Here is a 26,720-nt window from a genome sequence, read left to right on the forward strand (position 1 = left end):
CCCCTGTGAGAGTAGGACGTTGCCAGGCAAAAAAGAAGCCCTTATGTGGGCTTCTTTTTTTGCCCAATTTTTTATAAGGAAAGAAATAGTTGTTTTAAGGGAAATAGTCCATCTTGTAGTAGTTCCATAATCGTTTATTGGTTCTTTAACTAAAAGATGCATATTTGCAACAAATAGACACATATTTTTCTTATTAAAGTAATCTATATAGGTTATTAGAAACAGAAGATATGAAAAATTCGATTTATAAAAAATTCAAAAGGGTGATTATTGTGGATTCTTTAACCATTAAAGAACTTCAATCACAGAATGAGATACTTGGAGCATTTCCAGTAATGAAGCAATTACGTCCCCACCTTGATGAAAGCACTTATCTTGACTTAGTAGCAGATGCCCAAGAAAAGGACAGGTATAAAATGCTTGCTTTATTTGATGGCGATGAAATGGTTGCTGTCACGGGTTTTAAACCAATGATAACACTCTATTATGGAAGATTTGTTTGGGTTTGCGATTTAGTTACAGATAATAAGAAGCGTTCTAAAGGGTACGGTGAAAAACTACTTACATACGTTCATGATTGGGCGAAAGAAAACAATTATGAAAATGTTGCCCTATCTTCGGGGTTGCAACGTACAGATGCCCATCTTTTCTATGAAGATAAGATGAATTATGAAAAAGTCAGTTATGTATTTAAAACGGCTTTAAAATAATGATACTCTTATATACAAAATGACAGTGCAAGCATAATGAAATAGAAAATAAATGAAGAGCAACTACACCTAACTGGTTTAGTTGCTTTTTTATGAGCAGATGATTTATCTGACCTTATCGGATTGTATAAAAGTGATTCTTTTTAGTTGCTCTAAAATATGGGTGTGTAAGAGGCTTTTAATCAAATAGACTCTTTTTTTAATCATGTCGTAAAATGGAAGAGGCAAGTTATGAATAAATGAATAGAGCAATCGCTCAAACATTGGAGGAATGATAGGTATGCTGAATATACGAAATGTAAAAATGGAAGATTTACCTGAGCTTGTACGCATTGAAAATCTTTGCTTTACAAAAGAAGAGGCTGCGACGAAAGAAGCGTTTGAAATGCGTATTCAGCTAATTCCTGATAGTTTTTATGTAGCAGAACAAGATGGTACCATAGTGGGCTTAGTCAATGGACCAGTTATTGAAAAGGCATTCATTACGGATGATTTATTTAGCAATATAAAAGAAAATCCAGCGTCTGGAGGTCATCAAAGTATTTTAGGATTAGCTGTGTCTCCAAGTTATCAAAAACAAGGCACTGCAACAGCGCTGCTCACACACCTTGAAAGGGAAGCGAAAGCTAGTCAACGTGAAACGATTACGCTTACTTGTAAAGAAGATTTGATTGGTTTCTATGAAAAACATGGATATCTCAATTACGGGGTATCGAACTCGGAACATGGTGGGGAAATTTGGTATAATATGAGTAAAGAGCTGCGGTGAGCATTTTATACAATGAAGAATTCTCAATAGTTACAACGAGTATTCTAAAACTTAAACAATATAATTATTCAAAATTAATGAGGTGGATAGCATGATATTAAAAAAAGATTCAACCAATATAATATGGCTGATCTTATTATTGCTTGTATTAACTTCTAATTTTGTTTTATATCGTTCTTCCTTTGGCGTGTCGCTGCTGCCTGATAATACAAATGGTGTTGTATTAGGATCCATTATCGATTTAACTATTGTAGCGCCTGTTTTATTTTTAGTTTGGAAACGTAATTTGAGCTGGAAGCCTCTTATTGTGATGATGGCAACTGGGCTTATTGCTGCACGTTTTATAATTCCAGTGGAGTATTTAGCTCCATTTAAAACCATTACATGGGCAGGCTTTGTTATAGAAGGTGCACTTGTTTTACTTGAACTATTATTATTAGTGACATTTTTTAAATATTTGCCCGAAATCATTCGCACCGTTAAGAAAAGCCCACTGCCACTTTTGTTTTCCTTCTCCCATGCAGTAGATGAGAAAGTAAAGAAACATCCCATTATACAAGCGATTTGCTCTGAAATGCTGATGTTTTATTATGCTTTAGGCATGTGGAGAAAGAAGCCGCAATATAAGGCCAATACGTTTACACTGCATAAGCAATCAAGCTTGATTGCTTTTCAAGTGATGATGATTCACGCAATTATGATTGAAACAATCGGCATTCATTGGTGGTTACATGAGAAGTCATTTATTTTATCAATTATTTTGCTAGTGATAAATATTTATTCTGTCATTTTGTTTTTAGGTGATATTCAAGCGGTACGTTTCAATCCTCTACAGATGGAACATGATCGGATGTATGTTTCTCTAGGCCTGATGAAGCGTATGGAAATACGATGGGATGATATTGAGGAAGTAATAGAAGACAGAGATAGATTAGAACAAAAACTTTCGAAGAATACAATTGATTTTATTGCACGTGATTTTGAAGAAGTCTATCCCAATATTATGTTGAAATTAAAACGCCCGGTTGAAGCCACTGTGCTGATGGGGGTAAAGAAAGAGTATGAACAAGTAGCAATTCGAGTGGATGATCTTGAAAAATTTAAAGAAGTGTTAAAGCAAAGATTATAAAAACAAGCTGTATGGATTAAAATTTACATGATTGTTATCATAGCAAATAATGATCCTAGAGCACGAGGAAAACAGGGTAATCCCCAGCTTTTCTCGTGCTCTTTATGTTATATTAGGATTTGCAAAAAATATTGTTGTTTGTGTATTGAAGCACGATTATAATGAAAAGGATAATCAATATCACTAGATGATGTGTTATTGAGCATGTTGGGGGTGTTTAACGTCTTGCTTAGACGATTCTTTTCGTACTACCAACCATATAAATGGTTATTTATACTTGATTTCTCATGTGCCATTCTTGCCGGTTTATTGGAGCTTGCTTTTCCTCTTGCAGTAAATCGTGTTGTTGATGATTTGTTGCCTAGCGGAAACTGGCAATGGATTATGTGGGGGTGTATTGGATTATTTGTTGTTTATCTGTTTACTGCTTTTCTTCATTATGTTGTGACATATTGGGGACATAAATTAGGCATCAATATTGAAACAGATATGCGTAAAAAGCTATTTACTCACGTTCAAAAACTATCTTTTGGTTTCTTTGATAATACGAAAACGGGGCATTTAGTTTCACGTATGACAAATGATTTGATGGATATTGGGGAAATTGCCCATCATGGGCCAGAGGATCTGTTTATTGCCTTGATGACATTAACGGGGGCATTTGGTTTAATGCTCACAATTAATTGGAAATTAGCTGTGCTGACGTTTATATTAGTTCCATTTATCGTGATTTTAACTGTATATTTCAGCAAAAAAATGTCTCAAGCCTTTTCAAGTATGTTTGCTGATATTGCAGATTTTAATGCAAGGGTGGAAAATAACGTTGGAGGTATTCGTGTTGTTCAAGCTTTTGCGAACGAGCAATATGAGATTGATCAGTTTACAGAGAACAATGAACGGTTTCGCCTTACAAAACTGCTTGCTTATCGTGTTATGGCCTGGAATATGTCAATCAGTTTCATTTTAATGAAAAGCATTTCTTTATTTGTTTTATTATGTGGAACATGGTTTGTAATTGAAAAACAGATGACGTATGGGGAATTTATTGCTTTTATTTTATTATCTAATATTTTCTTAAGCCCGATTAATAAAATTAATGCTGTTATTGAAGTTTATCCAAAAGGTGTGGCTGGTTTTAAGCGATTTGTAGAACTGTTAGAAACAGAGCCAGATGTGATGGATCGTACGAATGCTATTGAGGTTAATCACGTTAACGGAATGATTGAATATAATGATGTTTCTTTTAGCTATAAGGGAGAAGAAGAGGCATTATCCAATATTCATTTACGTATTCAACCAGGGGAAACAGTAGCTCTTGTTGGCCCATCTGGAGCAGGAAAAACAACATTATGTAGTTTATTACCTCGTTTTTATGATGTGACAGGTGGACAAATTAAAATTGATGGTAAGGATATACGAGATATAACTTTATCTTCTTTACGCTCTCATATCGGCATTGTTCAGCAAGATGTATTCCTATTTGATGGAACGATTCGTGAAAATATTGCCTATGGTCATTTACATGCAACAGATGATGAGATATGGGAAGCTGCGAGAAAAGCTCAACTTGAGGGTGTTATTCGTGCTCAAAAGGACGGCATGGATACTTTAATTGGTGAACGAGGGGTCAAGCTATCCGGTGGACAAAAACAACGCTTATCCATTGCGAGAATGTTTTTGAAAAATCCATCCATTCTTATCTTAGATGAAGCAACATCTGCTTTGGATACAGAAACAGAACAAGCTATTCAGCAAGCACTAACTGATTTATCTAAAGGAAGAACAACCCTTGTGATTGCTCATCGTTTAGCTACGATTAAAGATGCTGATCGTATTGTCGTTGTTACAAAAGAAGGCATTGTAGAAGAAGGTAGTCATCAAACTTTATTAAAAAATAAAGGAATGTATTCTAAACTGCATGCAGCTCAATTTGGAGCGTAATCACTCTAGTAATGAATTAGTTGAAGGAAGTGTGGAAAAACCGGGTTAACAGTACCCGGTTTTTTTCTTTATCAGAAAGGGCTCATATCGTTAAAACAAGAGGATTATGACTATATTTATTGAGCAATATTGTACTAATTTTAGCGGGGGCGGCCGTATCCGTTGTTGGAGCGGTAGGTTTTTTCGGTTTAATCGTTCCACATGTAACTCGTTTTCTTGTTGGCCATGATTATCGATGGATTATTCCTTGTTCAATTATTTTAGGTAGTTTATTAGTAGTGCTAGCTGATCTTTGTGCACCCCCCATTTGAAACTCCAGTCGGAGCATTGATTGCCTTACTGTAGTATTATTTATTTCCCTTTTCCCAGGAAATGTTGCTACATCCGTATACTTATTGCCGATATTGGCCTTTGGGGGTGCGAGTATCACAGCGTTTGTGATTTATATATTGGCATATAAAAGGCATGAGGGGATTTCCCTGACTCGGTTACTGTTAACTGGTGTGGCTATAGCAGCAGGGATTAGCGCAGCTATGATTTATGATTGTTTTAACATTACGGCTTAATCCAGATAAATATCAATTTGTTGCGACTTGGTTGGTGGGAAGTATTAGATTGCTTTTTTTTTATTTAAACACGATGTAAATCCTCCTGTTAAATATTCTTTCGATATAATATCTTTTACAGTGATAACCATTTTCATAATCGATAACAAGAGGAGCTTAGAGTATATAATTGGTAGTATATATGATGTCTTAAAAATAAATCATTGCAATTGTAAGATTGTTCCTTATACTAATCTTAGTATCTATATTAAGGATAGTAGGTGAGTGTTTGAAGCGTATTCATTATAGTTGGGTTATTTTAATCATTGCATTCTTCTCCATTATCGCAGCTGGAATTATTCGATCATCATCAGGAGTCTTTATAGAACCTTTTGAAGCGGAGTTCGGGTGGGACCGTTCTATTATTTCTTTAGCATTTGCAATTAGTCTTTTTCTATATGGGCTTTCCGGTCCATTTATGGCAGCTTTAATTGAAGTAGTAGGATTAAAAAAGATGATGGTATTGGCCATGGCCACGTTATCCGGGGGAGTTGCTCTTACATTTTTTATGGAGCAATCGTGGCAACTTATTGTTATATGGGGAATTCTTATAGGATTAGGGTCTGGACTCTTTTTAACCGTTTTAAGTCCATATGTGGCCAATCGCTGGTTTGAGAAGAGAAGGGGATTGGCAGTCGGGATATTAACTGCAAGTACGGCAACGGGTCAGTTAGTTTTGCTACCCGTACTAGCTTATTTTATCGAACATTATTCATGGCGTTGGGCAATTGGTCTTATTATGATTCTTAGCGTTATAATGTTAGTCATCATTTTATTATTTATGAAAAACACTCCAAAGGAAATAGGGATCCTTCCGTACGGACTTGACGAAGAGCCTTCAGAATCGAATATAGTTCAGAAGAAAAATCCTATTGTGATTGCTTTCGAATCTTTACTTGAAGCGGTCAAAGTGAAAGCGTTTTGGCTATTAGCAGGCAGCTTCTTTATATGCGGGCTTTCAACAGGTGGTTTGATTGGTACGCATTTTGTTTCGTATTGTATGAGTTATGGTATTCCTGTAATAACCGCCGCTTCTTTACTTTCCTTTATGGGAATCTTTGATTTAATTGGAACGACTATATCGGGCTGGTTATCGGATCGATTTGATAATCGCTGGCTGCTGTTTTGGTATTATGCTTTAAGGGGAGTTTCTTTGTTATTGCTTCCTTATGCACTTTATGAAGGTTCTATCCCGCTATTAGTTCTCTTTGCTATATTCTATGGATTAGATTGGATTGCAACCGTACCTCCAACAATTAGTATTTCTAGACAAATCTTCGGGGTAGAAAAGAGTGGAATCATTTATGGATGGATATTTGCTGCTCACCAAGCAGGGGCAGCAGTCGCAGCTTATGGCGGAGGTCTTATTTATAAAATATTTAATTCTTATACATGGGCATTCTTTCTTGCGGGCATCTTCTGCTTAGTAGGCAGCTTATTTGTAGTTGTCATTAAAAAACAAACATCAGAGGTTAAGCAGGGTTTGGCAAATGAGCAAGCAATATAAATCATTCGATTCACATGCTTAATTTGTTGAAATCATCATCTCTTTCCACGCTTTCTCATCTTCTTGAAATGAAAGTGTTGAAAAATTGAATAGATTGCCTTTTATATAGTTATCTTAATCAAAAAGGAGATGATTATATGCCACGTGATGATGAAAATATACATGTTGAAGCAACCCCTCATTTTGATGGGAAAAGAGAAAGTATTATTAATGACCCTACAGCATCTGCTAGCTCAACAATGGGTATATTTGATACAAAAAAGGAATTTGCACAAGAAAAAAATCCGTTCAACTATACGCCTAAACAAGATCCGGAAATGGAACGGTTTGAGAAATTGATGAGAGGGAAGAAGGCAGAAGAATAGAGAGCTGATAAACAGTAAGTAAAACAAATGAGCTTAGGGACAGTATGCCTAGGCTCATTTGTAATATGAATTCAGTGATGTTTACTTATCACGTTTGATTTTCTTTAATATAGGTCTTCACAGCAGGAGGAGTATAGATATAGAATTTCTCAATTAAATCTGCTGGATTGGAATCAACTAAAGCTATAGAGCGATGTTTATCTTGTAAAAACTGTTGTTCATTCATATGATTGAAGAAGGAAATTAGTAAATCATAATAATGGTGTATATTTAAGATGCCGCAAGGTTTTTGGTGAAGTCCCAGCTGAGCCCAAGTGAATACTTCAAAAAACTCTTCTAACGTTCCAGGTCCTCCAGGTAAAGCGATAAATCCATCTGCTAATTCGACCATTTTTGTTTTTCTTTCATGCATAGAGTTAACGACAATAAGTTCTGTTAAATGAGGGTGTGCAATCTCTTTTTCTTCTAACATTTTTGGGATTACGCCGATAGCTTGTCCACCTGCTTCTAAAACAGCATCTGCTACTGTTCCCATAATTCCAACACTAGAACCTCCATAGACAAGTGTAATGCCTCGTCTGGCTAATTCTTTCCCTAGTTGGGTAGCGCCTTCTTTATACGTATGTGAAGCTCCGATACTAGATCCACAGAAAACAGCGATTCTCTTCATAGTTAGCCTCCATTACATCATTTTTGTTTTTCTTCTTTTTGATTATAATGAATTTTTATATTAGGTGAAACGAGTGGAATGTTAATAAACTTTTAAAATGATTTAAAAAATATTATGCATCTAAACGGTCATACATGCTTGTTTTGAGTGTGAAAAGTAAAAAAGCTAACAGTCTACTGTCTGCAGGCTGTTAGCTTTTTTAGATTGCAATTTCTCTATACTACTTCTTTTAATTGAGTGATGGAAAGAGCCTTTTTTTGAATGGTATCGAAATTTGCTGATAATTCTTCAGGATCGATTGGTCTACTAAATAAATATCCTTGGATAATATCACAATCTGCTAAAAAGGACAGTTGACCGATTTCTTCTACACCTTCAGCAACAACTTTCAATTCAAGATGTTTCGCCATCGAAATCATCATGGAAATAAGTACGTCATCATGATGATCGGACTGTACATTTCGAACAAAAGAACGGTCTATTTTTAAACAATCAATCGGGAATTTTTTTAAATAATACATAGATGAGTAACCTGTGCCAAAGTCATCTACAGCTATTTTTACACCCAATTGCTTTAAATCATGCAAAATGTCAGCCATGTGGTTAGTATCTACCGTCATACTTTCGGTGATTTCTAATTCTAAGTAATGTGGAGGCAGGTCGGTTCTTGCTAAAATATCCTCTACCATCCCTACTAAATTTTGTTGAAAGAATTGCCCAGTTGATAGGTTAACAGCGACACCGATATGTGAAATGCCTTCATTATGCCATTGTTTAACCTGCCTGCAAGCAGTTTCCAATATCCATTCACCGATTGGGACGATTAGCCCTGTTTCTTCTGCGATTGGAATAAATGCAGCGGGTGAAATCAATCCTTTCTCTGGATGCTGCCATCGAACTAACGCCTCTACAGAATCGATAGAACCTGTACGCAAGTTAATTTGTGGCTGATATTCAAGATAAATCTCTCCATTATCAAGGGCGTAATGTAAGTCCTGTTCAAGCACTAATCGCTCTATGAGCTGTTGTCCCATTTTGGGATGGTAAAATACATATCTCTCTGTTGCTTTCTGTGCCTCATGCATGGCGACTTGAGCATGTTTTAAAAGTGCCTCTTGATTCGTGCCATGCTTCGGATAAACGGCAATGCCGATATTTAATGTAATATTTAATAGAAAATGCTGTAGTTGAAAAGGTTCTTTCATTCCTTTTTGAATTTGTTTACATATTTGAACTACATCCTCATGGTCCTCTACCGAATGGAGGACAATCGTAAACTCCCCTCTGCCTATTTGACTGATGAATAAGTCTGGGGGAAGAGAGGTACGTAGACGTGTTGCAACCTCTTGTAGCATCAAGTCTATAAAAGAATGACCAAGCGATTCATTAATCGATTTCAGTCGATCAATTTCTATCATTAGAATCGCCTTTTTTGTTTTGGGCACGCTTAGTTCTTTTGATAGTTTTTCTGTTAAAAATCGTGAATTTGGCAATTTGGTTAGTTCATCGTGATAGGCCATGTAATGAAGATTTTCCTCAGATTTTTCTAATTGTTTTTGGGTTTCTATTAACGATTGAAAGGGCCTTTCAACAGAGGCAGAGTAAAACGTCCTCATTAAAAAATAAAAACCTGATAATTGAAAGAAGTGACCCATGAAATTTTTAATATCATACACACTTTGATAGGCTGTGAACATTACATCGCCAATTATTAAATAAACAGAAGCCATAATGATAACTGTATTTTGACGTCGATCTTTATGGAAGTTCCTCCACAAAGAAAGAAGTATTAAACATTGCAGCATAATAGCTACATATTGCAGACCGTTTTTTAATGGTGTTGTACCTACTCCTTCGATTAAAAGATGCGGTAATAGTTCATATGGACTGTAGATAAGGAATACCCAAACAAAAGTATATAACCAAGCTAAACTATATGTAATCCTGCGCTGTATAAAGTTAATTTTTTTAGGTTTTGATGTCAAAATGAGCAATAAACCTAAAGTTTGTGTTAAGCGTCCAATCATATAAAACCATGTAGCTGAATAAGCAGAGCTATCCTTAATAAAAAAGGGCATGCCTTTATAAGACAGCGTATGAATGAGAGTTAACAAACCTACTGACAGAAAAAGAGCACCGATATATAATCGATGATTAGACAAAATATAAGGAAATATGAGCCATGCTTGAATCGCAATTGTAAAGGATGCAATGATAATAAAGATTTCAAGCATTAAATGGATGGTCACATAATTATTTTCTCCCAATATGCCATACAATTGATTACTAAATAGCAAAGCTGGTATGAGTAATAAAAGAGGGATAGTTAAACCAAATCCGTCTCTTACGGAAGATTGAATACTCTGTTTTTCTACCTTCATGATTTATCTCCCTTTAGTTCATAGCGTGAGAACATATTCATATTGTTAGTTACAGTAGTCTAGATTTAGCGTGTTTCGAGAGCTGTATAGCACTGACTATAGTACATGATGAATGTTAAGATGGTTATGATAATTTTATTAATATTTTGCTACTATTATGTAATAATACTTCATTTGAATAGTCCGTAATACCCCTATTTTAAACAAAATTATGTATATTAGGGTTAATTTGATTGAAATGGATTAGTTTTGTTTAACCGTTATAAATCCCAATAAGAGAATGTAATTAAACAATAAACTGCTATATTTTTAGAGATATAAAAGTACATATAAATGGTATACATCAAGAAGCGTGACATGATGAAGAGGGAGTGTGGCTAATGGAAAAGGACGAAAAATATTTAAGAGCCAAGAGACGCGTACAAAATCTAAAAGCTTTTTACATTCACTTGGTGGTGTATATTTTAGTAAATATGATGTTGTTTGTTATTAACCTGAGTTCAGATGCAGGGAATTGGTGGTTCATCTATCCGCTTGGAGGTTGGGGAATTGGAGTCATTATCCATGGTCTAACCACGTTTACATCCGGTAAATTCGGAGCGGATTGGGAAGAGAAAAAGATCAAAGAGTATATGGAAAAAGATAAGTAGTCCCTTTATTTTGGAGCCAAGATTGGCTTCTTTTTATTTGAACAGAGGGACTAACTAGCTACTTGATTTTGGCTATAATGCTATATAATTGGTATAAAAGTTCCGATTATGTAAAACATCAACATATATTCCCTTTTTTATTATATGATTTATATATTCTATAAAAAGGAGAATATATAATAATGAAACTTAAAAAGTTATTAGCTATTCCTTTTCTAGCATTATTTGTTGTGTTAGGTGCTTGTGGTCAAGAAGCAGCACCTGTTTCAGATGCTGGAAAGTCTAAAGAAAATGAAAAATCTCAAGCGAGTGAAAAATCTCTTACAGTAGAAGAAGTATTTGAAAAAACAATTGCGGCTAGCCGTGATTTAAAAAGTGTATCTGTGAAAATGGACAATAATCAAACGATTACTTCTAGTAATAATCCTGAGCCAGTGGATGTAAAGTCAACAATTGAGATGGATGTTATCCAAAATCCAATTGCTCTTTATCAAGTAATGACGATTGAGGTCCCAGGGGAAGAGTCCATGAAATCAGAAACATATTTCACGGATAAAGGATTTTATATGGTTGAGCCGACAGAAAACAAATGGGTGAAACTTCCTGAGGAAATGTCTGCTGAGATATTAAAAGCAACGAAAGAGCAAGGAGATCCAGCAGCTGAACTGAAAAAGATGCAATCCTATGTAGAGGACTTTAAGTTCGAGCAGGATGATGCTTCTTACTTCTTAACACTTAATGCTTCAGGTGATAAATTCAATAGTTTAGTTCAAGAAGAAATGTCGAAAAGCTTAGGCCAAGATTTAGGGGTCGCTCTTGAAAATATGGATATTAATGATGTGAATTTTAAATACACAATTGATAAGAAAAGCTTTAACTTAACAGCTATGGATATTAACATGACCATTAAAACGGTTGAAGGTGAAGAAGAAGTAACGATGAAGCAAACAACAAATGCTGTATTTAGTAACTATAATGGTGTCGATGAAATTACGATTCCAGAAGATGTAATGAAGTCTGCAGAAGAAATTCAACTTCCACAATAAATAGTGATAATAGAAAACCTCAGTCCTTTTGAAGGAATGAGGTTTTTTATATAGGGGCAACTTGTTAAAGCAATCTAAGAATATTGATTTGAATAAGCTGTAGATTTTTAGACCTTAGGTAGAATGTGATAATGCGGGAAATTTAATTTGGTTTTATATATAATCATGGATATTTATTTCTACTGATAGTAGATAAGAGGATATAAAACAGGATAGAATATACCTCAGCGTAAAAGAAGTTATTCGTTAGACAGTTATAGAAACATGTTCAGTATTCATAATAGGACATTTCCCTGGAAATTAGATAAAAGAAGGGAGAATGTTTTAGCAGACTGTAGTGTGTACCGAATCATTTCTCGCAGATTGGCTTTTTTTAAGTATCTCCCATGATTCGCTGCAAATATGTTTAACAATATCCAGCAGCAATTATTCCTACAATATATGGTGCCTTGCATAACTCTGGCATCCTATGCAACGGCTTTCAAAGTAAAGTGTTGAATCCTCCTTGCGGCTAAAAGAAGCATTTCTTACTTTGATCTGTTGGTGTAGTCAGTCGATATTCCCCATTTATTGGTTGAGTATATAATTAACTTTATTTTCAGAAAAATATTATTTCTAATATTTACAATAATCAGGCGTGGTAAATCGTGTTATGAGGCGATTGGAAAAATTTAATTTATACATAGACCGTATAATTTGTTATTGTGATATTGTAAGTGCGTTTGATATGTGATATAGTTCATTAAGTTGTACCGTACTTCTTATATAATTACAAAGAGGTATTCTATTGACTTAATTTTCTGATTATTGAATAGATTGGCAATAAATAGAGAAATGTACAAGCGATTGCATACAACCTCGTTGTAGATTTATATGAATTTTTAGGTAAAAAGATTTTATGGGGGTTTTTTTGTGTCAAATAAAGTGTCATCTTCATTTGTAGTAGTTGTTGGACTAATGCTATTTGCATTATTCTTCGGTGCTGGAAATTTAATTTTCCCAGCGGGGCTTGGACAAGCAGCTGGTGAAAATATGTGGTCAGCCAATTTCGGCTTTTTAGTAACAGGAGCTGGTCTACCTTTACTTGGTATTCTAGCATTAGGGGTTTCTGGGAAAGACGATTTACAATCGTTAGCAGGTCGGACTCATCCAATTTTCGGTGTAGTGTTTACTATTATTTTGTATCTTTCAATCGGACCTTTGTTTGCGATTCCGAGAACGGGAACAGTTTCGTTTGAAATGGCTATTAAACCTTTTTTAGGTGATGAGATTAGTTTCTTACCTTTACTAATTTTTACAATTATTTTCTTTGCGCTTACGTGTTATATTTCGATTAACCCTAGCAAGATGGTTGATATTATTGGAAAATGGCTAACGCCGATTATGCTCGTGTTTATTTTAATTTTAATGGTTTTCGTCATATTTAAACCAATGGGAGCTTTCCAAGCACCTACTGAAGACTATATCTCTAATGCATTCTTCACAGGATTCCAACAAGGCTATTTAACAATGGATGCTCTTGCTGCTTTCGTATTTGGGATCATTGTGATTAATGCGATTCGGGATAAAGGAATCACGAATAAGAAACAACTTCTTACTTTATGTATGAAATCAGCGTTTATCGCGGCAGGTATTTTAGCTTTAATCTATACAGGGCTATCATATCTAGGTGCTACAAGTGTAGAGGAAATAGGTTATGCAGATACAGGTGCACAAGTATTAGTACAAGTTTCAAGTCATTACTTTGGTCCGTTCGGTGGAGTATTACTAGGCTTTATTGTGTTACTAGCATGTTTAACAACAAGTGTTGGATTAGTTACAGCTTGTGCTTCTTATTTCCATAAGTTAATGCCAAGTATTTCTTATAAAAATTTGGCAATTATTTTCTCTGTCATTAGTGCAGGTTTTGCGAACTTTGGACTAGCACAATTGATTTCGTTATCTGTACCTGTGTTAACAGCAATCTATCCATTAGCGATTGTGTTGATTGTTTTAACATTTACACATTCTCTTTTCAAAGGTCGTTCTGAAGTATACCAAGGAAGTATGCTATTCACATTCATTGTGAGTTTATTTGATGGATTAAGTGCAACTCCAATCGATGTTTCAGGAGTAACCAATTTCTTTGGAGAAGTCTTACCTCTTTACGGAATTGGATTAGGTTGGATTGTTCCGGCGATTGTCGGTGCAGTATTAGGCTATATCATTAGCTTGATGCGTCCGAAAGCTCCGCAAAAATAAATTGTTTAAAAGAAATGCTCATCTATAGATAGATGGGCATTTTTTGTATTTTTTTTCCGATAATAAAAGCCTAAAGAAGGGTCATGATATAAAGGTATTAAAAATGTAAAGGAGAGAATGATATGCCTCAACAACAAATTGACGTGAATCAATTAAATCAAGCAAAAGCGAGTGTTACTTTAACGCAAACCTTATTAAGTCAAGCAATTGAAAAATCTTCTTCTGATCCAACTTTAGCTGGTGAAGCAATTAAGCAAGCAGCAAATGAAATTGCACAGGCTCAAACAGCTGTTAGCCAAGTGCAAAGTGCATTAATCGTTCAAAAGTCTGAATAAAGACAGGGGGCTTTGCCCTCCAGGCTGTCGGGAAAGTCCCGACAGCCATTTTTATATTCATAGGAAATCCATATATTGTTTTTGAATCAGGAAATAACACAATATTTAGTGCGGAAACAACAGAAAGAAGATGGAGTTCAAACGAAAATTTAAAAATAAAAGGTTTCTCTACACTCTGGGGGGCTTTGCCCTCTGTTTTTTATTTTGTATACGAGAGCGAATGTTACACATGAAACCATTTGAAAATCATTGGAATATAAGAGGAAATTACATCATATACGAATAAATGGAGAGCTGAAAAAGGGGAATGATGTTAAATCATTCTATTCTTTTTCGGTGTTTTTGTATGGTTTTATTTTGGTGCTGCTTTATTGTATGCCGTAATTGATCGCTGGATTTATAAAAGGTTGCAGGAAGATAAGGCGACTATATCGTTTAGTTATGTCCCTATTCTATTATATGGATTGCTGTGGGGAGCTTTACAAATCACATCATCCCCTTTACCGCCATTTACAAAGGAGGCAGCTGTTGAATTTGCTACCTCTGGAGAAGGAACGGATATTGACTATTTTCCAAAGAAAATCGGCACATGGTCAGGCGTTATCGATGGCTTTCAGGTTGAAAGAGAAACCACAGCAAAAGAAATCGGGAGAGAAAAGTATATTGTTAGTTTTACGGAGACGTGGCGAAAAGGGAAAGTGAGTGGTAGCTGTGTACAGTCGTATAAAGTAGAACGTCAATCTTCCACCTTATTTGAAATAAAGGGTGAAACACCACCTTACTACTACTATAATCCTTAAGAAAGTAGATATCGAAAAGAGGCACTTGCATGTGGAGTGCCTCTTTTTGGTGCTTCCCTATTAATGGGCGGTAAAACCTTTACTGACGGAAGAGTCACTAGTTTCCCCAAACTGTTGTTCAACGAATGCCCGATATAATTCATGTGTTTCCATTAATTCGTGATGCGTACCGATGCCTGTGACTTTCCCTTTTTCGATGAAAATGATTTGGTCTGCATCGATAATGGTGGATAAGCGATGGGCAATGACGAAGGTTGTGCACCCTTTCATTAAACGAGTTAAGGCCTGCTGGACAACATATTCAGATTGGCTATCCAGGCTCGCAGTTGCTTCATCCATCATCAGAACTTTAGGATTGCGTAGAAAGGCACGGGCGATTGCGATTCGTTGTCTTTGTCCACCTGATAGTTTGACTCCTCGCTCTCCAACTTTAGTATCTAACCCGTTTGGAAAGGAGCTGATAAATTGGTCAGCATAGGCCATTCTAGCAACTTCCCATAGACGTTCATCAGATATCGCTTCCGGATCTTTTAAACCATAGCAGAGATTGTTGCGAATCGTTCCAGCCGTCATTGCACTTTCTTGAGAAACATAGCCAATTTGGCTGCGCCAGGAAAGAAGTGATAAATCGGTAATGGGGGTTTGGCCAATTCGTATTTCACCTGAAGTTGGTTCATAAAATCGTTCAAGTAATCCAAACATTGTTGTTTTTCCACTGCCGCTTGGCCCCGCAAAAGCAATCATTTCACCAGGCTGTGCTTTAAAAGAGACATTCTGAAGCACAGGCTCGTCTTCGTTATAAGCAAATGAGACATTTGAGACAGTAATCGGTTTATCTGTAATATCGATGTCTACCCCGTCTTGCCCAGCTTCTAATGATAGCTCTAAAATCTCGATAATTCGTTCTGTAGCGCCTTTTGCTTTTTGTAATTGTGTGAAAAACATCGCGAAGGATGTAATCGGCATAATGATTTGGAATAGATAAAGCAAAAAGGCAACGAGTGATCCAGTTGACATCGTCCCGTTCGCAACCCGCATGCCGCCATATCCGATAATCATGACAATGACGACCATGATGACTAAATACATAATGGGCATGATTAAAGCAAAAATACGTGCTTCCTTTAATCCGAAGCTGAGCAATTTTTCAATCCCAGTTAATCCTTTTGCGGCTTCATTTTGTTCAGCGTTGGATGCTTTCATTAAACGAATTTCACTTAAGGTTTGCTGGATATGGCCTGTGAAGGTCGCTGTTTCATCTTGTAAGCTTCTTGATATTTTTGCCATTTTCTTCCCGAGTGGAACCATAATTATTAAGGTAATCGGAACGGAAATGAGCATCATCAGTGTCATTTTCCAATCCATCACGAATAAGATAATAACGGCTCCGATAATAGAAATCATTCCTGAAATAAATTGTGGGAAATGGTCTGAAATTAATGCTCGCACAACGCTCGTATCATTGACAACACGACTGACGATTTCGCCGCTGGATTGTTGATCAAAATAGCTAACAGGCAAGCGGATAAGTTTTAACCACATGCGGTCACGCAGCCGGGCAACCATTTTTTGTCCAACAAAACTTAATAAGTAAATAGACACGCCGCTAATAATAGCTTGGATAATAAAGGCTGCTCCAATCCAGATAATAAGCGGTGTGCCTAAAGATGATACCGAAAAGCCATCGACTAAATTCTTTGTTAATAATGGAACAATCAGACCAGCGATTGTAGTAATTATACTTGCTGTTAACCCCATAATTAGCGCAAGCTTCGGAATTTTTGTGGATAAAATCAGAGAGAGGAATGGCTTTAAATTGTTCATAGAAATGACTCCTATCTGAATAATTAGTGAGAATAACCACTTTAATGACGATGTGATCCAACGATAAAAGTACGTTATATAGAACAAAAACCTGCTTCTATCATCTTAAAATATACATAAAATAACAACAATAAGCCACTCTAAGGAATAGTGAAATAGAGCGACTTATGTCAAAAAGCCTTCTGGATTGTTCGTATAGACAGCTATTGCACCCAATCGACATTCCACGTCAGATGGACAGTTTAACTAGAATTTCTTCGGTTATTCGACAAAAACTGATAAAAAGGTAGTTAAGGGCGCGAATCGTTCATGCATATTTTATGCAAATATATGTATAAAATAAGGAAATGTGAATACAGGTTAGGTACGTATTTATTATGGTGAAATAAATATGAAGGTGGCTGATTCTCTAATGGTTGAGGGGGAGCTCTGGATGTGCTTAAACAACCAAAGGAAATGTCTATAAATGAGGAGCATTTGCTGTGCTGGGCAGCCTTTATTCTGCTGAGATCTAGAGGTTTTTTTACTAAAAGAGGTTGAAAAAGAATCTTTTAAGTGTTGAGAAACGTGGTTAAAACGTTGATAATACAACATTTGGAACCGGTTCCTGATAAATATAAAAAAACGGGGTATTTTAGGGAACCGGTTCCAATAAAGGGCGAAAAACGCCCCTTGATGTTTGTTTTTAAGACAATAAAGCAGAGCTTCGCTTGATGTTGGCGGTGCTGTTTTTGTAAAGAAGGAAGAGCTGGATGTGCTAATTAACTAGGGGCAAATCGTTTATCAACACTTTCTCTTGCGATAATTTCAAAGTTTGAATAAGTCAGCATTGGAATGTCTTGTCCATTTACGAGCTGGACAATATGATCGGCAGCTTTTTTTCCGGCCTCAATAAAGTAAAATTGGACAGTGGTTAAAGCTGGATGCATCATTGCAGTTATTTCATATCCACCAAAACCCGTTACTGATAAGTTAGCTGGTACATGCATTCCTTTCGTATAGGCGGCTTTAACTGCGCCGATTGCAATCTCATCTGTTGCGCAAATGAGGGCAGAAGGGAAGAAGTCATTAAAAATATCTAAAGCATTCGCAGCTACTTCACGCATATTAGCCTTCGTTTCAAAATAGCGAACTTCACAATTATTGACGTCTCTAGTAGCACGTTTAAAGCCTTCTTTCCGTTTTACGCCGACAGCGATGTCTGTTTCGCTGACTCCTAAAAAAGCAAGTCTTCGGTGACCTTGTTCAATAATGTATTTTCCCATTGCGTAACCAGCTTCTTCATCATGGTGAACAAGGCTGTGTATTTCGTCATGATGTTGTCCGACTAATAGAACAGGAATATCGATTTCAGAGATTGCTTGTACATGTCGATCCGTAATTTGTGTCGCAAGCAAAATAATGCCAGCTACTTTTTGTTTAGCCAGAGTATAGATGTTTTCAATTTCACGTTCTAAATTACGATTAGTATGAGAAACGAGCATAAGATAATTTAGTGCGCGAAGCTGCTGATCAATTCCAATCAATGTTTGGGAGGTCTCATATGAATCAAGCTGCGGAACAATAATGCCGATAATATTGGTTTTCTTTGCTTTTAAACTTTGTGCAAAAGCGTTTGGCATATAACCTGTCTCTGTGATGATGTCTTCGATTTTTCTTTTTGTTACTTCACTGACAGAGCCGCCGTTTAAATACCTAGAGACGGTGCTCTTTGCTACGCCTGCAAGCTTGGCGATATCGGCAATGTTTTTCATTTTCTCATCTCCCTTTTTTCAATATGAGTATACAACATTCTAGTAGATGCAAGAAGGGGCTGTTTAAAAGTTTATATCAAGAATTGTGAATCGTTTCACAATGTATCCTTCCGCATCCTCTTGCTATCAATCAAGAATGTATGACTGTTTTATGACTAGTTTAATAAAAATATATGACTTTCTTTCACTTAAGAAGATGACTTTTATTTTTCATAATAGAGTTAGCAAGGTGATGGAGGAGTTGAAATGATTGCGCTTATTGGAAGGATAATTTCTCGGATGGTCTCAATCTTCTTTTCTTCAATAATGGTGTTCGGTCATGTGGTCATACTAGCTGTCCTAGGGTTGATGGGAGTTGTCACTGGGCTATGCACATTATTGATGCCGATTTTGGGACTGTTAAGAGCTTTTGGTATGGAGAACATATTTATTATAAAGGATGAAATTCAAGGATCTAGTCTTGTTAATTTACCAGTTGGAATGTTTCTGGGGATTATTTGTGCAGTACTATCATGGTTAAGTTTTCGCATTTTGATGAAATATTTGCGCTTGATTTCTAAAGAGGAGCACAATGCACCTTAGTGGCTAGTTAGATAAGTGAAAAAGAAAATGGGGGAAAATCATGAAAAAAGTATTTAAAATTTTAGGAATTACATGTTTAAGTGCCATAGTTCTTTTACTATCCGTTGCGTTTGTTTTTGGGAGTACAAAACATTCTAATTTAATAGGAAATGATGAAGGTAAGGTCAAGGAGTACATGGAGCAATTTTCGAAAGAAGAAAAATTTGATGGATCGGTGCTTGTACTTCATAAAGGTAAGGTGCTTCTTGATCAATCATATGGATTAGCCGATAAAGAAAATAAGCTGCCGTTTCAGAATGATACTCTATTTCCCGTAGGGTCAATTACAAAATCAATGACAGCTGTGGCTATTTTACAGTTGGAGGAACAAGGGAAGTTATCTATCTCTGATTTGCTATCAGATTATATGCCGGAGTTACCAAATGCTAATAAAATTACGCTTCATCAATTATTGAATCATAGCTCAGGACTTGCTGACTTTCTGGAAGTAGATGAAATTCAGGAAGATTACACAAAAGCTTATTCCGAGAAAGAGATTATTAATAGCTTTAAAAATAAGCCTTTGACATCAAATCCTGGTGAGAAGTATGCGTATATTAACTCGGGTTACTACTTGTTGGGGAAAATAATTGAACAAGTATCTGGTGAAGCGTACAGCACCTATTTACAAAACCATATTTTTAAATCGGCCGGAATGAATGATACGTTTGTTATGAATGAAGGGAATGTCGGTAAAATACAGGTAAAAGGATATGAAAATGGAGAGTTGATAAAAAATCTTCATCCGAGCTTGTTGTTTGCTTGCGGCGATGTAGTTTCAACGAAAACGGATTTAGTTAAGTATATTTCGGTTATTGAAAAAGATAGAGTACTTTCTGAGAAGCAAAAGTCAAAAATGGTAACTTCTAATATTGATATCGTGCCGTATCTTGCGGGGTACGGGTATGGATGGTATGTGGCAGATAGCTTTCTTTCATTCGATGAAAAAGAATTTTGGCATGGAGGCTCAATGCCAGGTTTGAGGTCAGGATTAATACGTTATCCAGAAAAAGACTTAACCATTATTATTTTTAGCAACAAAGGATCAGAATGGAATTATGTCGAGTTAGGTAATGAACTTGCTTCAATTATTTTAGATAAAAGAATGTGGTTTATTCATAGACTTCAATAATAGAAATTCACATAGATTAAGTGACAAATGATTCTTCAAACCATACCATAAAGATATTAGGGTGAATAGGATTAGAGGTGTTTCATTGAGTGAATTAAGAGGTGTGGGGAAGCTATCGATTTTTGTTGAAATTGTGTTGTTTTCTTTCAGGTTATTTTTTTATGTATCTGCCTTAGTTGACTTGTATACGGAAAAGGATACGGTTGATGAATTTTATTTAGTTTTGACATGGTTAGTCATTGCGATAATAGTGCCTATCTGTTTTTGGATTCCTCTTATATATAAGAGAAGCATGTATTATTGTTTTGCGGAGTTGTTGCTAAATGGCTCGTTAACGATTTATGCTATGCAGACTACGAATAGCTATACAGCCTTGTTTATTATAGCTGCCTTAACGGTTTCGTTCCATCTGGAGAGGCGTTATTATTGGTTGATTGCAGTTATGGCCTTCTTTCCTTTTATTGAATTTATTTTACAAGGTATTTCGTTAGAAGGCGAGAATCCTTATTTCTTTATCTTTAATCATTGGTTGTTGCTGATGATTGGGTTCGGTTTTAACCTAATTATTAAAGCTTATAAAAATACTGAAAATTTAAATAGGATTATAGAAGAGCAGAATCAAACTCTTGTTCAATATGCGAAGCAAATTGAGCATCTTACCCTTGTTGAAGAGAGAAATCGAATGGCACGTGATTTACACGATACACTTGGACATTCATTCATTGCTTATATTGTAGGGTTAGATGCTGTGTCTTATTTAATGGATTCAAATCCGTCTGAAGCAAAGAAGAAGATTGAAGAACTTAGAGATTATGCGTCAGGCAGTTTGAATCAAGTTAGGGAGACAATTCATGAAATAGGAACAGAAACGGATATTTCTTTAACGAGTAATCTTTCTGCTATTATTGATGAGTTTTCTGAATATACGAATACAAACGTAACTTTTAACATTGTGGGTGATGAGGAATATACTTTGCAGCATTCGATACGTATGACCCTTCTGCGTTGTCTTCAGGAAGGGTTAACAAATGCAAAAAGGCATGGTCATGCAAAGGAAGTGATGGTTACTCTATCCTTCTTAGAACATGAAATAGAATTAGTGATACACGATAATGGGATTGGTACAGATCAAGTGGAGTATGGTTTTGGATTATCATCTATGAAGGAACGATTAGCTGCATTAAATGGGAAAGTACAAGTTGTCTCTACTAAAAAACAAGGAACAATGGTGAAATGCCAAATTCCATTTCGGAGGGGATGAGAATGGAGGACATTAAAGTATTAATCGCAGATGATCAGGAACTGATAAGAGAAAGTTTATCCATTGTCTTAAATATGGAAGAGCAGCTTACAGTTGTGGGGCTTGCGCAGGATGGGGAAGAAGCGGTGCGTCTATGTGAAGCGCTAGTACCGGATGTTGTTTTAATGGACATTAATATGCCGAATATGGATGGTGTTAGTGCGACGAAATTGATTAAAGACGCATGGCCTCATATAAAAGTTATCATCCTTACCTCGTACAAAGATGTTGATTATGTTATCACAGCATTAGCTAATGGAGCGGAAGGATATTTGCTCAAATCACTTCACCCTCGAAGCCTGGCAAGCAGTATTCGATTAGTTCATTCAGGTGGTACGCTTATTACAAAAGAAATGGCAGCTAGCCTTATTCATAATCAAGTTCAAAAGAAAGAAGAAGAAGCTTCTATAAATAATGAGGAGCGAATACAAAATCTCATTCAAACGTATGGTTTAAGTGAACGTGAAGTAGAGGTATTAAAGCTTTTGGCGAAAGGCTTAAGGAATAACGAAATATCTGAACGCTTATTTTTAAGCGGCGGAACGGTGAAAAATTATATTTCAAATATTTATGCGAAGTTAGAGGTTAAAGGGCGGAGAGAAGCGGCGGATAAAGCGAAGAATGAAGGACTTATTTAAGTGAAGTATCATTATAAATAAAACAGGGAATCGAGTATAAAACCGCATAGGTTTTATACTCGATTTTTTTATATCAAATAGGGCTTTGTCATGTTTTATTTGAAGAAAGGTCCTAAGAGTTATCGCGCTGTTTCCTAATATTGATAATTGCTCTTGTCTGTCGTTGATTTCGCAATATTGTTTCATAGATTTGCGAATATTATCATTTCTGCGAATTCAGATAGCATTTAAATTACATTTTATGGGATATATGCGATTGGCACAGAAATTGCAATCGTAAATAGTGAACTATAATTATAAATAGTGAATTATGATTAACAAAGGGAGGGAAGTCGTAAATCTTATGCATTCTAATGGGAATGGAGTGAGGATGCTTTATTCTCCGGATTAAATATTTTACTAGTTAGGCCCGTATAAGTTACAGAGATCAATTTAGTCTTTTTTTCAGGTCCTTTTGGAGATTATAACCCTCTGCATAAGGATGAAGAATGTTCAACACTATCGAAGTGGATGTATCTGTAGTGTTGATGGATCTTAGTTTAGGTTATTAGGAGAAATGAAAGAATCGAATAATTCTTGTTGAGGTGTAAATCCATCATTGATATTACATGAAAACGACTAAAAGTCAGAAAATTTAATTATCTAAAAAAACAGGGAAAAGTAGGAGGAGTATATGAACAATAAAGCTTTATGGCAACCAAGTCAGGAATTTATTGAATCCACTCGCCTTTATCAATGGATGGGACAACTAGGGTTTACAGATTATGAAAAGTTTCTTGATGCTTCAACGAAAGATATAGCATGGTTTTGGGGAGAGGTGGAAAAAGAGCTTGGAATCGAATGGGTACGGTCATATGAACAAGTGCTTAATCTATCAAAGGGAATCAAATATCCGGAATGGTATGAAGGTGGAAAAATAAATATTATTCAAAGTGCTCTTGAAAAGTGGGCACATAATACCGAAACAGCAAATCAATTAGCCCTTGTATGGGAAAGTGAAGATGGAGAGGTTAAAAGATATACGTATGCTGAAATAAGTGCTTGGGTAGACCGAGTTGCACAAGGATTTCAAAATCAGGGGATTGAAAAAGGAGATCGAATTGCCATTTACATGCCGATGATTCCTGAAACAGCTGTAGCTATATTAGCTGCTGTTAAAATTGGTGCTGTATTTTCTCCTGCTTTTTCAGGTTATGGTGCCGATGCGCTTGCGATACGGCTAAATGCTGCCCAAGCTAAAATAGTGATTACAGCAGACGGATTTTTAAGACGCAATAAAGTGATAAAGATGAAAGAAGAAGTTGATCAGGCAGTTGCTATGTCTCCTTCAATTGAAAAAGTTGTGGTTGTGCGTCGATTGAATCGTGAAATTCCATGGTCAGAAGCTGTAGATATGGAATGGATTGACCTTGAATCAACAGAGGTTACCGATGTTACTACACAAGTGATGGAAAGTTCCGATCCATTGATGTTAATTTATACCTCAGGTACGACAGGCAAACCTAAAGGAGCAGTACATACTCATTCTGGTTTTCCGATAAAAGCAGCATTTGATGTAGGGATTGCAATGGATTTAAAACGGGGTGATACATTATTGTGGATTGCTGACATGGGGTGGTTGACAGGACCAGTAACCTTATTTGGTTCCTTATTAAACGGGGCTACTGCAGTATTTTACGAAGGATCTCCTGATTATCCAAATACAGATCGACTATGGGAACTAGCAACAGAGCATCAGGTGACACATTTAGGCGTTTCTCCTACGCTGATTCGTACTTTAATGAAGCATGAGAATTCTAATGAAGTCAATCATAATATGAAAAAACTTAGAGTGTTTACTTCAACCGGAGAGCCATGGAATAGTGAGGCGTGGAAGTGGCTTTTTGAAAAGGTAGGAAAGGGTCAAATTCCAATCATTAATTATGCAGGAGGTACTGAAATTGCCGGAGGGATTCTTATAAATGTTCTAGTAAAGCCGATTTCTCCTATAACATTTAACTCACAGATTCCTGGTATGGATGTACATATACTCTCGGAAAATGGGCATTCCGTGCACAATGCATTGGGAGAATTATCAATAAAGCAACCGTGGGTTGGTATGACAAGAGGTTTCTGGCAAGAACCTGAGCGCTATGAGCAGTCTTATTGGAATCGTTGGCCTGATACGTGGGTTCATGGGGATTGGGCCATTCTTGATGAAGATGGTTTTTGGACAATTACAGGTCGCTCAGATGATACATTAAATGTTGCTGGCAAGCGCTTAGGGCCTTCAGAAATGGAATCCATCTTACAAGGGCATGAGTGTGTTTTAGAAGCAGCAACAATCGGTGTACCAGATTCGATTAAAGGAGAAGCGCCAGTCTGTTTTGTTGTCTTAAAGCCAGATAGTTTAGAAAGTGACGATTTAAAAAGTGAACTTTTGGATTTAGTGGCGATGCATATGGGAAAGGCAATGCGTCCAAAAGCACTCTATTTTATATCAGAACTTCCGAGAACGAAGAATGGGAAGATTCTACGGCGGGTCGTTCAATCGACTTATCTCAATAAAGACAGCGGTGATTTGTCATCATTGGAAAGTCCAAATGCCATTGAGGAGATTCGTTTAAAAGCTTTGCTAAAGAATTGAAAATGGTTTCCTTATTAGTTAACTAATAAGGAAACCATTTCTATCTACACTAGTATAAGGCGATTTAGCTTATTCAAGAAGAAATCTATATGATGTTGGAGAATCAGGCGCATAGACTTCGAGAATAATTTATAACAATAAAAGTCAATTACTCTTGAAGTAAGTTTATAGATGACAGTGATAAGGGGGAAGCTTGTGGAGATTGTCGTTATTTTGTTATCGTTGTTTTTCTTAATGTTTGTTGCCTTTCGGGGATTCAGTGTTATTTTATTTGCGCCTATATGTGCCTTATTCGCAGTCTTATTAACAGAACCAGGCTATGTGATGCCGTTTTATTCTGGAATTTTTATGGATAAGATGGTTGGGTTTATTAAAAGTTATTTCCCTGTATTTTTATTGGGAGCCATTTTCGGTAAATTAATGGAGATGTCTGGTTTTGTAAAATCAATTACCAATAGTGTTATTAAAGTCATTGGTACAAGTCGAGCTATGCTTGCAATTGTGCTTGTTGGTGCATTATTAACATATGGTGGAGTATCCGTATACGTTGTTGTTTTTGCTATTTACCCATTTGCTGCAGAATTGTTTAAAGCAGCAGATATACCAAAAAGGTTAATCCCTGCTACGATTGCGCTTGGAGCATTCACATTTACAATGGATGCTTTACCAGGCTCACCGCAAATTCAAAATATTATTCCAACTTCTTTTTTTAAAACGACAACATGGGCTGCTCCTTGGCTTGGGGTTATAGGAGGCTTATTTGTACTTAGTATAGGCATGCTTTACTTAGAGTGGCGAAGAAGAAGAGCAAAAGCAGCGGGAGAAGGATATGGGAGCGGACATAAAAATGAGCCACAACCGTTTTCAGACGAAAAACTTCCGAATATTTTTATTGCGATACTTCCCCTCATCGTGGTAGGAGTATTCAATAAAATTTTTACTAACTTAATTCCAAAGTTCTATGGAACACAGTTTGACTTTACGAAGATTCATATTGAAAATGTGAATGCAGTTGATATTACAAAGGAAACATCGGTCTGGGCTGTTGAAGGCGCACTTTTACTTGGAATTTTAACGGTAATTGTGTTCTCTGTTAAAAAGATTAAAACGATTAAAACGAACTTTAACGAAGGTATTAATGTAGCGATTGGCGGCGCGTTGCTTGCTACGATTAATACCGCTTCTGAGTATGGATACGGAGCTATTATTTCTATGCTTCCTGGTTTTAAGTCTATTAATCAAGCAATGTCTAATACTTTTACGAATCCTCTAGTCAATGAAGCGGTTACTACAACGACTCTTGCAGGTATTACAGGTTCCGCTTCAGGAGGGATGAGTATTGCCCTTGGTGCAATGAGTGAAATATATCTCGAACAGGCGCAAAAATTTGGGATTGACCCTGAAGTGCTTCATCGAGTTGCCTCTATGGCTTCAGGAGGAATGGACACGTTACCTCATAATGGCGGAATAATCACGTTGTTAGTCGTTACAGGACTTACACATAAGCAGGCTTATCTTGATATTTTTGCTTTAACCATTATTAAAACGATTTCTGTATTTTTTATTATTGGAGTTTATTATCTTTTTGGGATTGTATAACCAAACTAATAAGGCAATCCATGATTTTAACATTCAACTAGATTAGTAGCCTTGCTTGAAGTCCAAATAGGAGAGTA

The 26,720-nt window shown here is 36.2% G+C and carries 21 protein-coding genes and 2 pseudogenes; 19 read left to right on the top strand and 4 right to left on the bottom strand.

Going from position 1 to position 26,720, the window contains the following annotated elements; all coding sequences use genetic code 11:
- Nucleotides 1-230 precede the first annotated feature (230 nt).
- From D1953_RS19875 to D1953_RS19910, 8 genes and pseudogenes are all read left to right on the top strand, one after another.
- Complete coding sequence (locus D1953_RS19875; protein WP_245980280.1) at nt 231-710, top strand: GNAT family N-acetyltransferase; 480 nt, start codon at nt 231-233, stop codon at nt 708-710.
- Between the two features lie 280 nt (nt 711-990).
- The gene (locus tag D1953_RS19880; protein WP_119118892.1) at nt 991-1,479 is read left to right on the top strand and encodes a GNAT family N-acetyltransferase; all 489 of its coding nucleotides are present in this window, start codon (nt 991-993) and stop codon (nt 1,477-1,479) included.
- 91 nt (nt 1,480-1,570) lie between these two features.
- Nucleotides 1,571-2,608, top strand: a complete 1,038-nt coding sequence (locus D1953_RS19885) for a beta-carotene 15,15'-monooxygenase (protein ID WP_119118893.1) — start codon at nt 1,571-1,573, stop codon at nt 2,606-2,608.
- A 225-nt stretch (nt 2,609-2,833) separates the two neighbouring features.
- On the top strand, nt 2,834-4,549 hold the full coding sequence (locus tag D1953_RS19890) for an ABC transporter ATP-binding protein (protein ID WP_119118894.1): 1,716 nt from the start codon (nt 2,834-2,836) through the stop codon (nt 4,547-4,549).
- A 128-nt stretch (nt 4,550-4,677) separates the two neighbouring features.
- A pseudogene (locus tag D1953_RS19895) lies at nt 4,678-4,894 on the top strand (iron chelate uptake ABC transporter family permease subunit); the annotation flags it as partial.
- Nucleotides 4,885-5,161, top strand: a pseudogene (locus D1953_RS19900) (iron chelate uptake ABC transporter family permease subunit); the annotation flags it as partial. The pseudogenes D1953_RS19895 and D1953_RS19900, both read left to right, overlap by 10 nt.
- A gap of 222 nt (nt 5,162-5,383) precedes the next feature.
- Nucleotides 5,384-6,661 (top strand): MFS transporter, encoded by a 1,278-nt coding sequence (locus D1953_RS19905; RefSeq protein ID WP_119118895.1) that lies wholly within the window; start codon nt 5,384-5,386, stop codon nt 6,659-6,661.
- A gap of 137 nt (nt 6,662-6,798) precedes the next feature.
- A complete protein-coding gene (locus tag D1953_RS19910; protein WP_119118896.1) occupies nt 6,799-7,026 on the top strand; it encodes a hypothetical protein in 228 nt (75 codons plus the stop codon).
- Between the two features lie 88 nt (nt 7,027-7,114).
- Here D1953_RS19910 and D1953_RS19915 read toward each other — a convergent pair whose 3' ends face one another.
- Complete coding sequence (locus D1953_RS19915) at nt 7,115-7,696, bottom strand: LOG family protein (protein ID WP_119118897.1); 582 nt, start codon at nt 7,694-7,696, stop codon at nt 7,115-7,117.
- Nucleotides 7,697-7,911: 215 nt separating this feature from the next.
- Nucleotides 7,912-10,077 (bottom strand): bifunctional diguanylate cyclase/phosphodiesterase, encoded by a 2,166-nt coding sequence (locus D1953_RS19920; protein ID WP_119118898.1) that lies wholly within the window; start codon nt 10,075-10,077, stop codon nt 7,912-7,914.
- A gap of 380 nt (nt 10,078-10,457) precedes the next feature.
- On the opposite strand from D1953_RS19920, the gene D1953_RS19925 reads away from it, so the two are divergent.
- The 5 genes from D1953_RS19925 (at nt 10,458) to D1953_RS19945 (ending at nt 15,149) form a co-directional block, all read left to right on the top strand.
- Nucleotides 10,458-10,727, top strand: a complete 270-nt coding sequence (locus D1953_RS19925; RefSeq protein WP_119118899.1) for a 2TM domain-containing protein — start codon at nt 10,458-10,460, stop codon at nt 10,725-10,727.
- Nucleotides 10,728-10,909: 182 nt separating this feature from the next.
- Nucleotides 10,910-11,773: a DUF6612 family protein gene (locus D1953_RS19930; RefSeq protein ID WP_119118900.1), complete on the top strand. Its 864-nt coding sequence runs from the start codon at nt 10,910-10,912 to the stop codon at nt 11,771-11,773.
- A 912-nt stretch (nt 11,774-12,685) separates the two neighbouring features.
- Nucleotides 12,686-14,014 carry a branched-chain amino acid transport system II carrier protein gene (brnQ, locus tag D1953_RS19935; protein WP_119118901.1) on the top strand — a complete coding sequence of 443 codons (1,329 nt, stop codon included), beginning with the start codon at nt 12,686-12,688 and terminating at the stop codon, nt 14,012-14,014.
- Between the two features lie 122 nt (nt 14,015-14,136).
- A complete protein-coding gene (locus D1953_RS19940; RefSeq protein WP_119118902.1) occupies nt 14,137-14,349 on the top strand; it encodes a hypothetical protein in 213 nt (70 codons plus the stop codon).
- 371 nt (nt 14,350-14,720) lie between these two features.
- Nucleotides 14,721-15,149 (top strand): hypothetical protein, encoded by a 429-nt coding sequence (locus D1953_RS19945; RefSeq protein WP_119118903.1) that lies wholly within the window; start codon nt 14,721-14,723, stop codon nt 15,147-15,149.
- 60 nt (nt 15,150-15,209) lie between these two features.
- Here D1953_RS19945 and D1953_RS19950 read toward each other — a convergent pair whose 3' ends face one another.
- Both D1953_RS19950 and D1953_RS19955 read right to left on the bottom strand, forming a co-directional pair.
- Nucleotides 15,210-16,973, bottom strand: coding sequence for an ABC transporter ATP-binding protein (locus tag D1953_RS19950; protein WP_119118904.1), 1,764 nt, complete (start codon nt 16,971-16,973; stop codon nt 15,210-15,212).
- A gap of 761 nt (nt 16,974-17,734) precedes the next feature.
- Nucleotides 17,735-18,727, bottom strand: coding sequence for a LacI family DNA-binding transcriptional regulator (locus tag D1953_RS19955; protein WP_119118905.1), 993 nt, complete (start codon nt 18,725-18,727; stop codon nt 17,735-17,737).
- A gap of 246 nt (nt 18,728-18,973) precedes the next feature.
- Between D1953_RS19955 and D1953_RS19960 the strand changes: the two genes are divergently transcribed.
- The 6 genes from D1953_RS19960 to D1953_RS19985 all read left to right on the top strand — a co-directional run bounded on the left by D1953_RS19960 (nt 18,974) and on the right by D1953_RS19985 (nt 26,643).
- Entirely contained in the window at nt 18,974-19,309 is a 336-nt protein-coding gene (locus tag D1953_RS19960) for a hypothetical protein (RefSeq protein WP_119118906.1), read from the top strand.
- Nucleotides 19,310-19,349: 40 nt separating this feature from the next.
- Nucleotides 19,350-20,480: a serine hydrolase domain-containing protein gene (locus D1953_RS19965; RefSeq protein ID WP_119118907.1), complete on the top strand. Its 1,131-nt coding sequence runs from the start codon at nt 19,350-19,352 to the stop codon at nt 20,478-20,480.
- Nucleotides 20,481-20,565: 85 nt separating this feature from the next.
- Nucleotides 20,566-21,741 carry a sensor histidine kinase gene (locus tag D1953_RS19970; protein WP_119118908.1) on the top strand — a complete coding sequence of 392 codons (1,176 nt, stop codon included), beginning with the start codon at nt 20,566-20,568 and terminating at the stop codon, nt 21,739-21,741.
- 2 nt (nt 21,742-21,743) lie between these two features.
- Entirely contained in the window at nt 21,744-22,418 is a 675-nt protein-coding gene (locus D1953_RS19975) for a response regulator transcription factor (RefSeq protein ID WP_119118909.1), read from the top strand.
- Between the two features lie 673 nt (nt 22,419-23,091).
- Nucleotides 23,092-25,044: an AMP-binding protein gene (locus tag D1953_RS19980; protein WP_119118910.1), complete on the top strand. Its 1,953-nt coding sequence runs from the start codon at nt 23,092-23,094 to the stop codon at nt 25,042-25,044.
- 195 nt (nt 25,045-25,239) lie between these two features.
- The gene (locus D1953_RS19985; RefSeq protein WP_119118911.1) at nt 25,240-26,643 is read left to right on the top strand and encodes a GntP family permease; all 1,404 of its coding nucleotides are present in this window, start codon (nt 25,240-25,242) and stop codon (nt 26,641-26,643) included.
- The last annotated feature ends 77 nt before the right edge of the window (nt 26,644-26,720 follow it).

Source organism: Peribacillus asahii (genome assembly GCF_003570725.1).
GTDB classification, from domain to species: Bacteria; Bacillota; Bacilli; order Bacillales; family DSM-1321; genus Peribacillus; species Peribacillus asahii.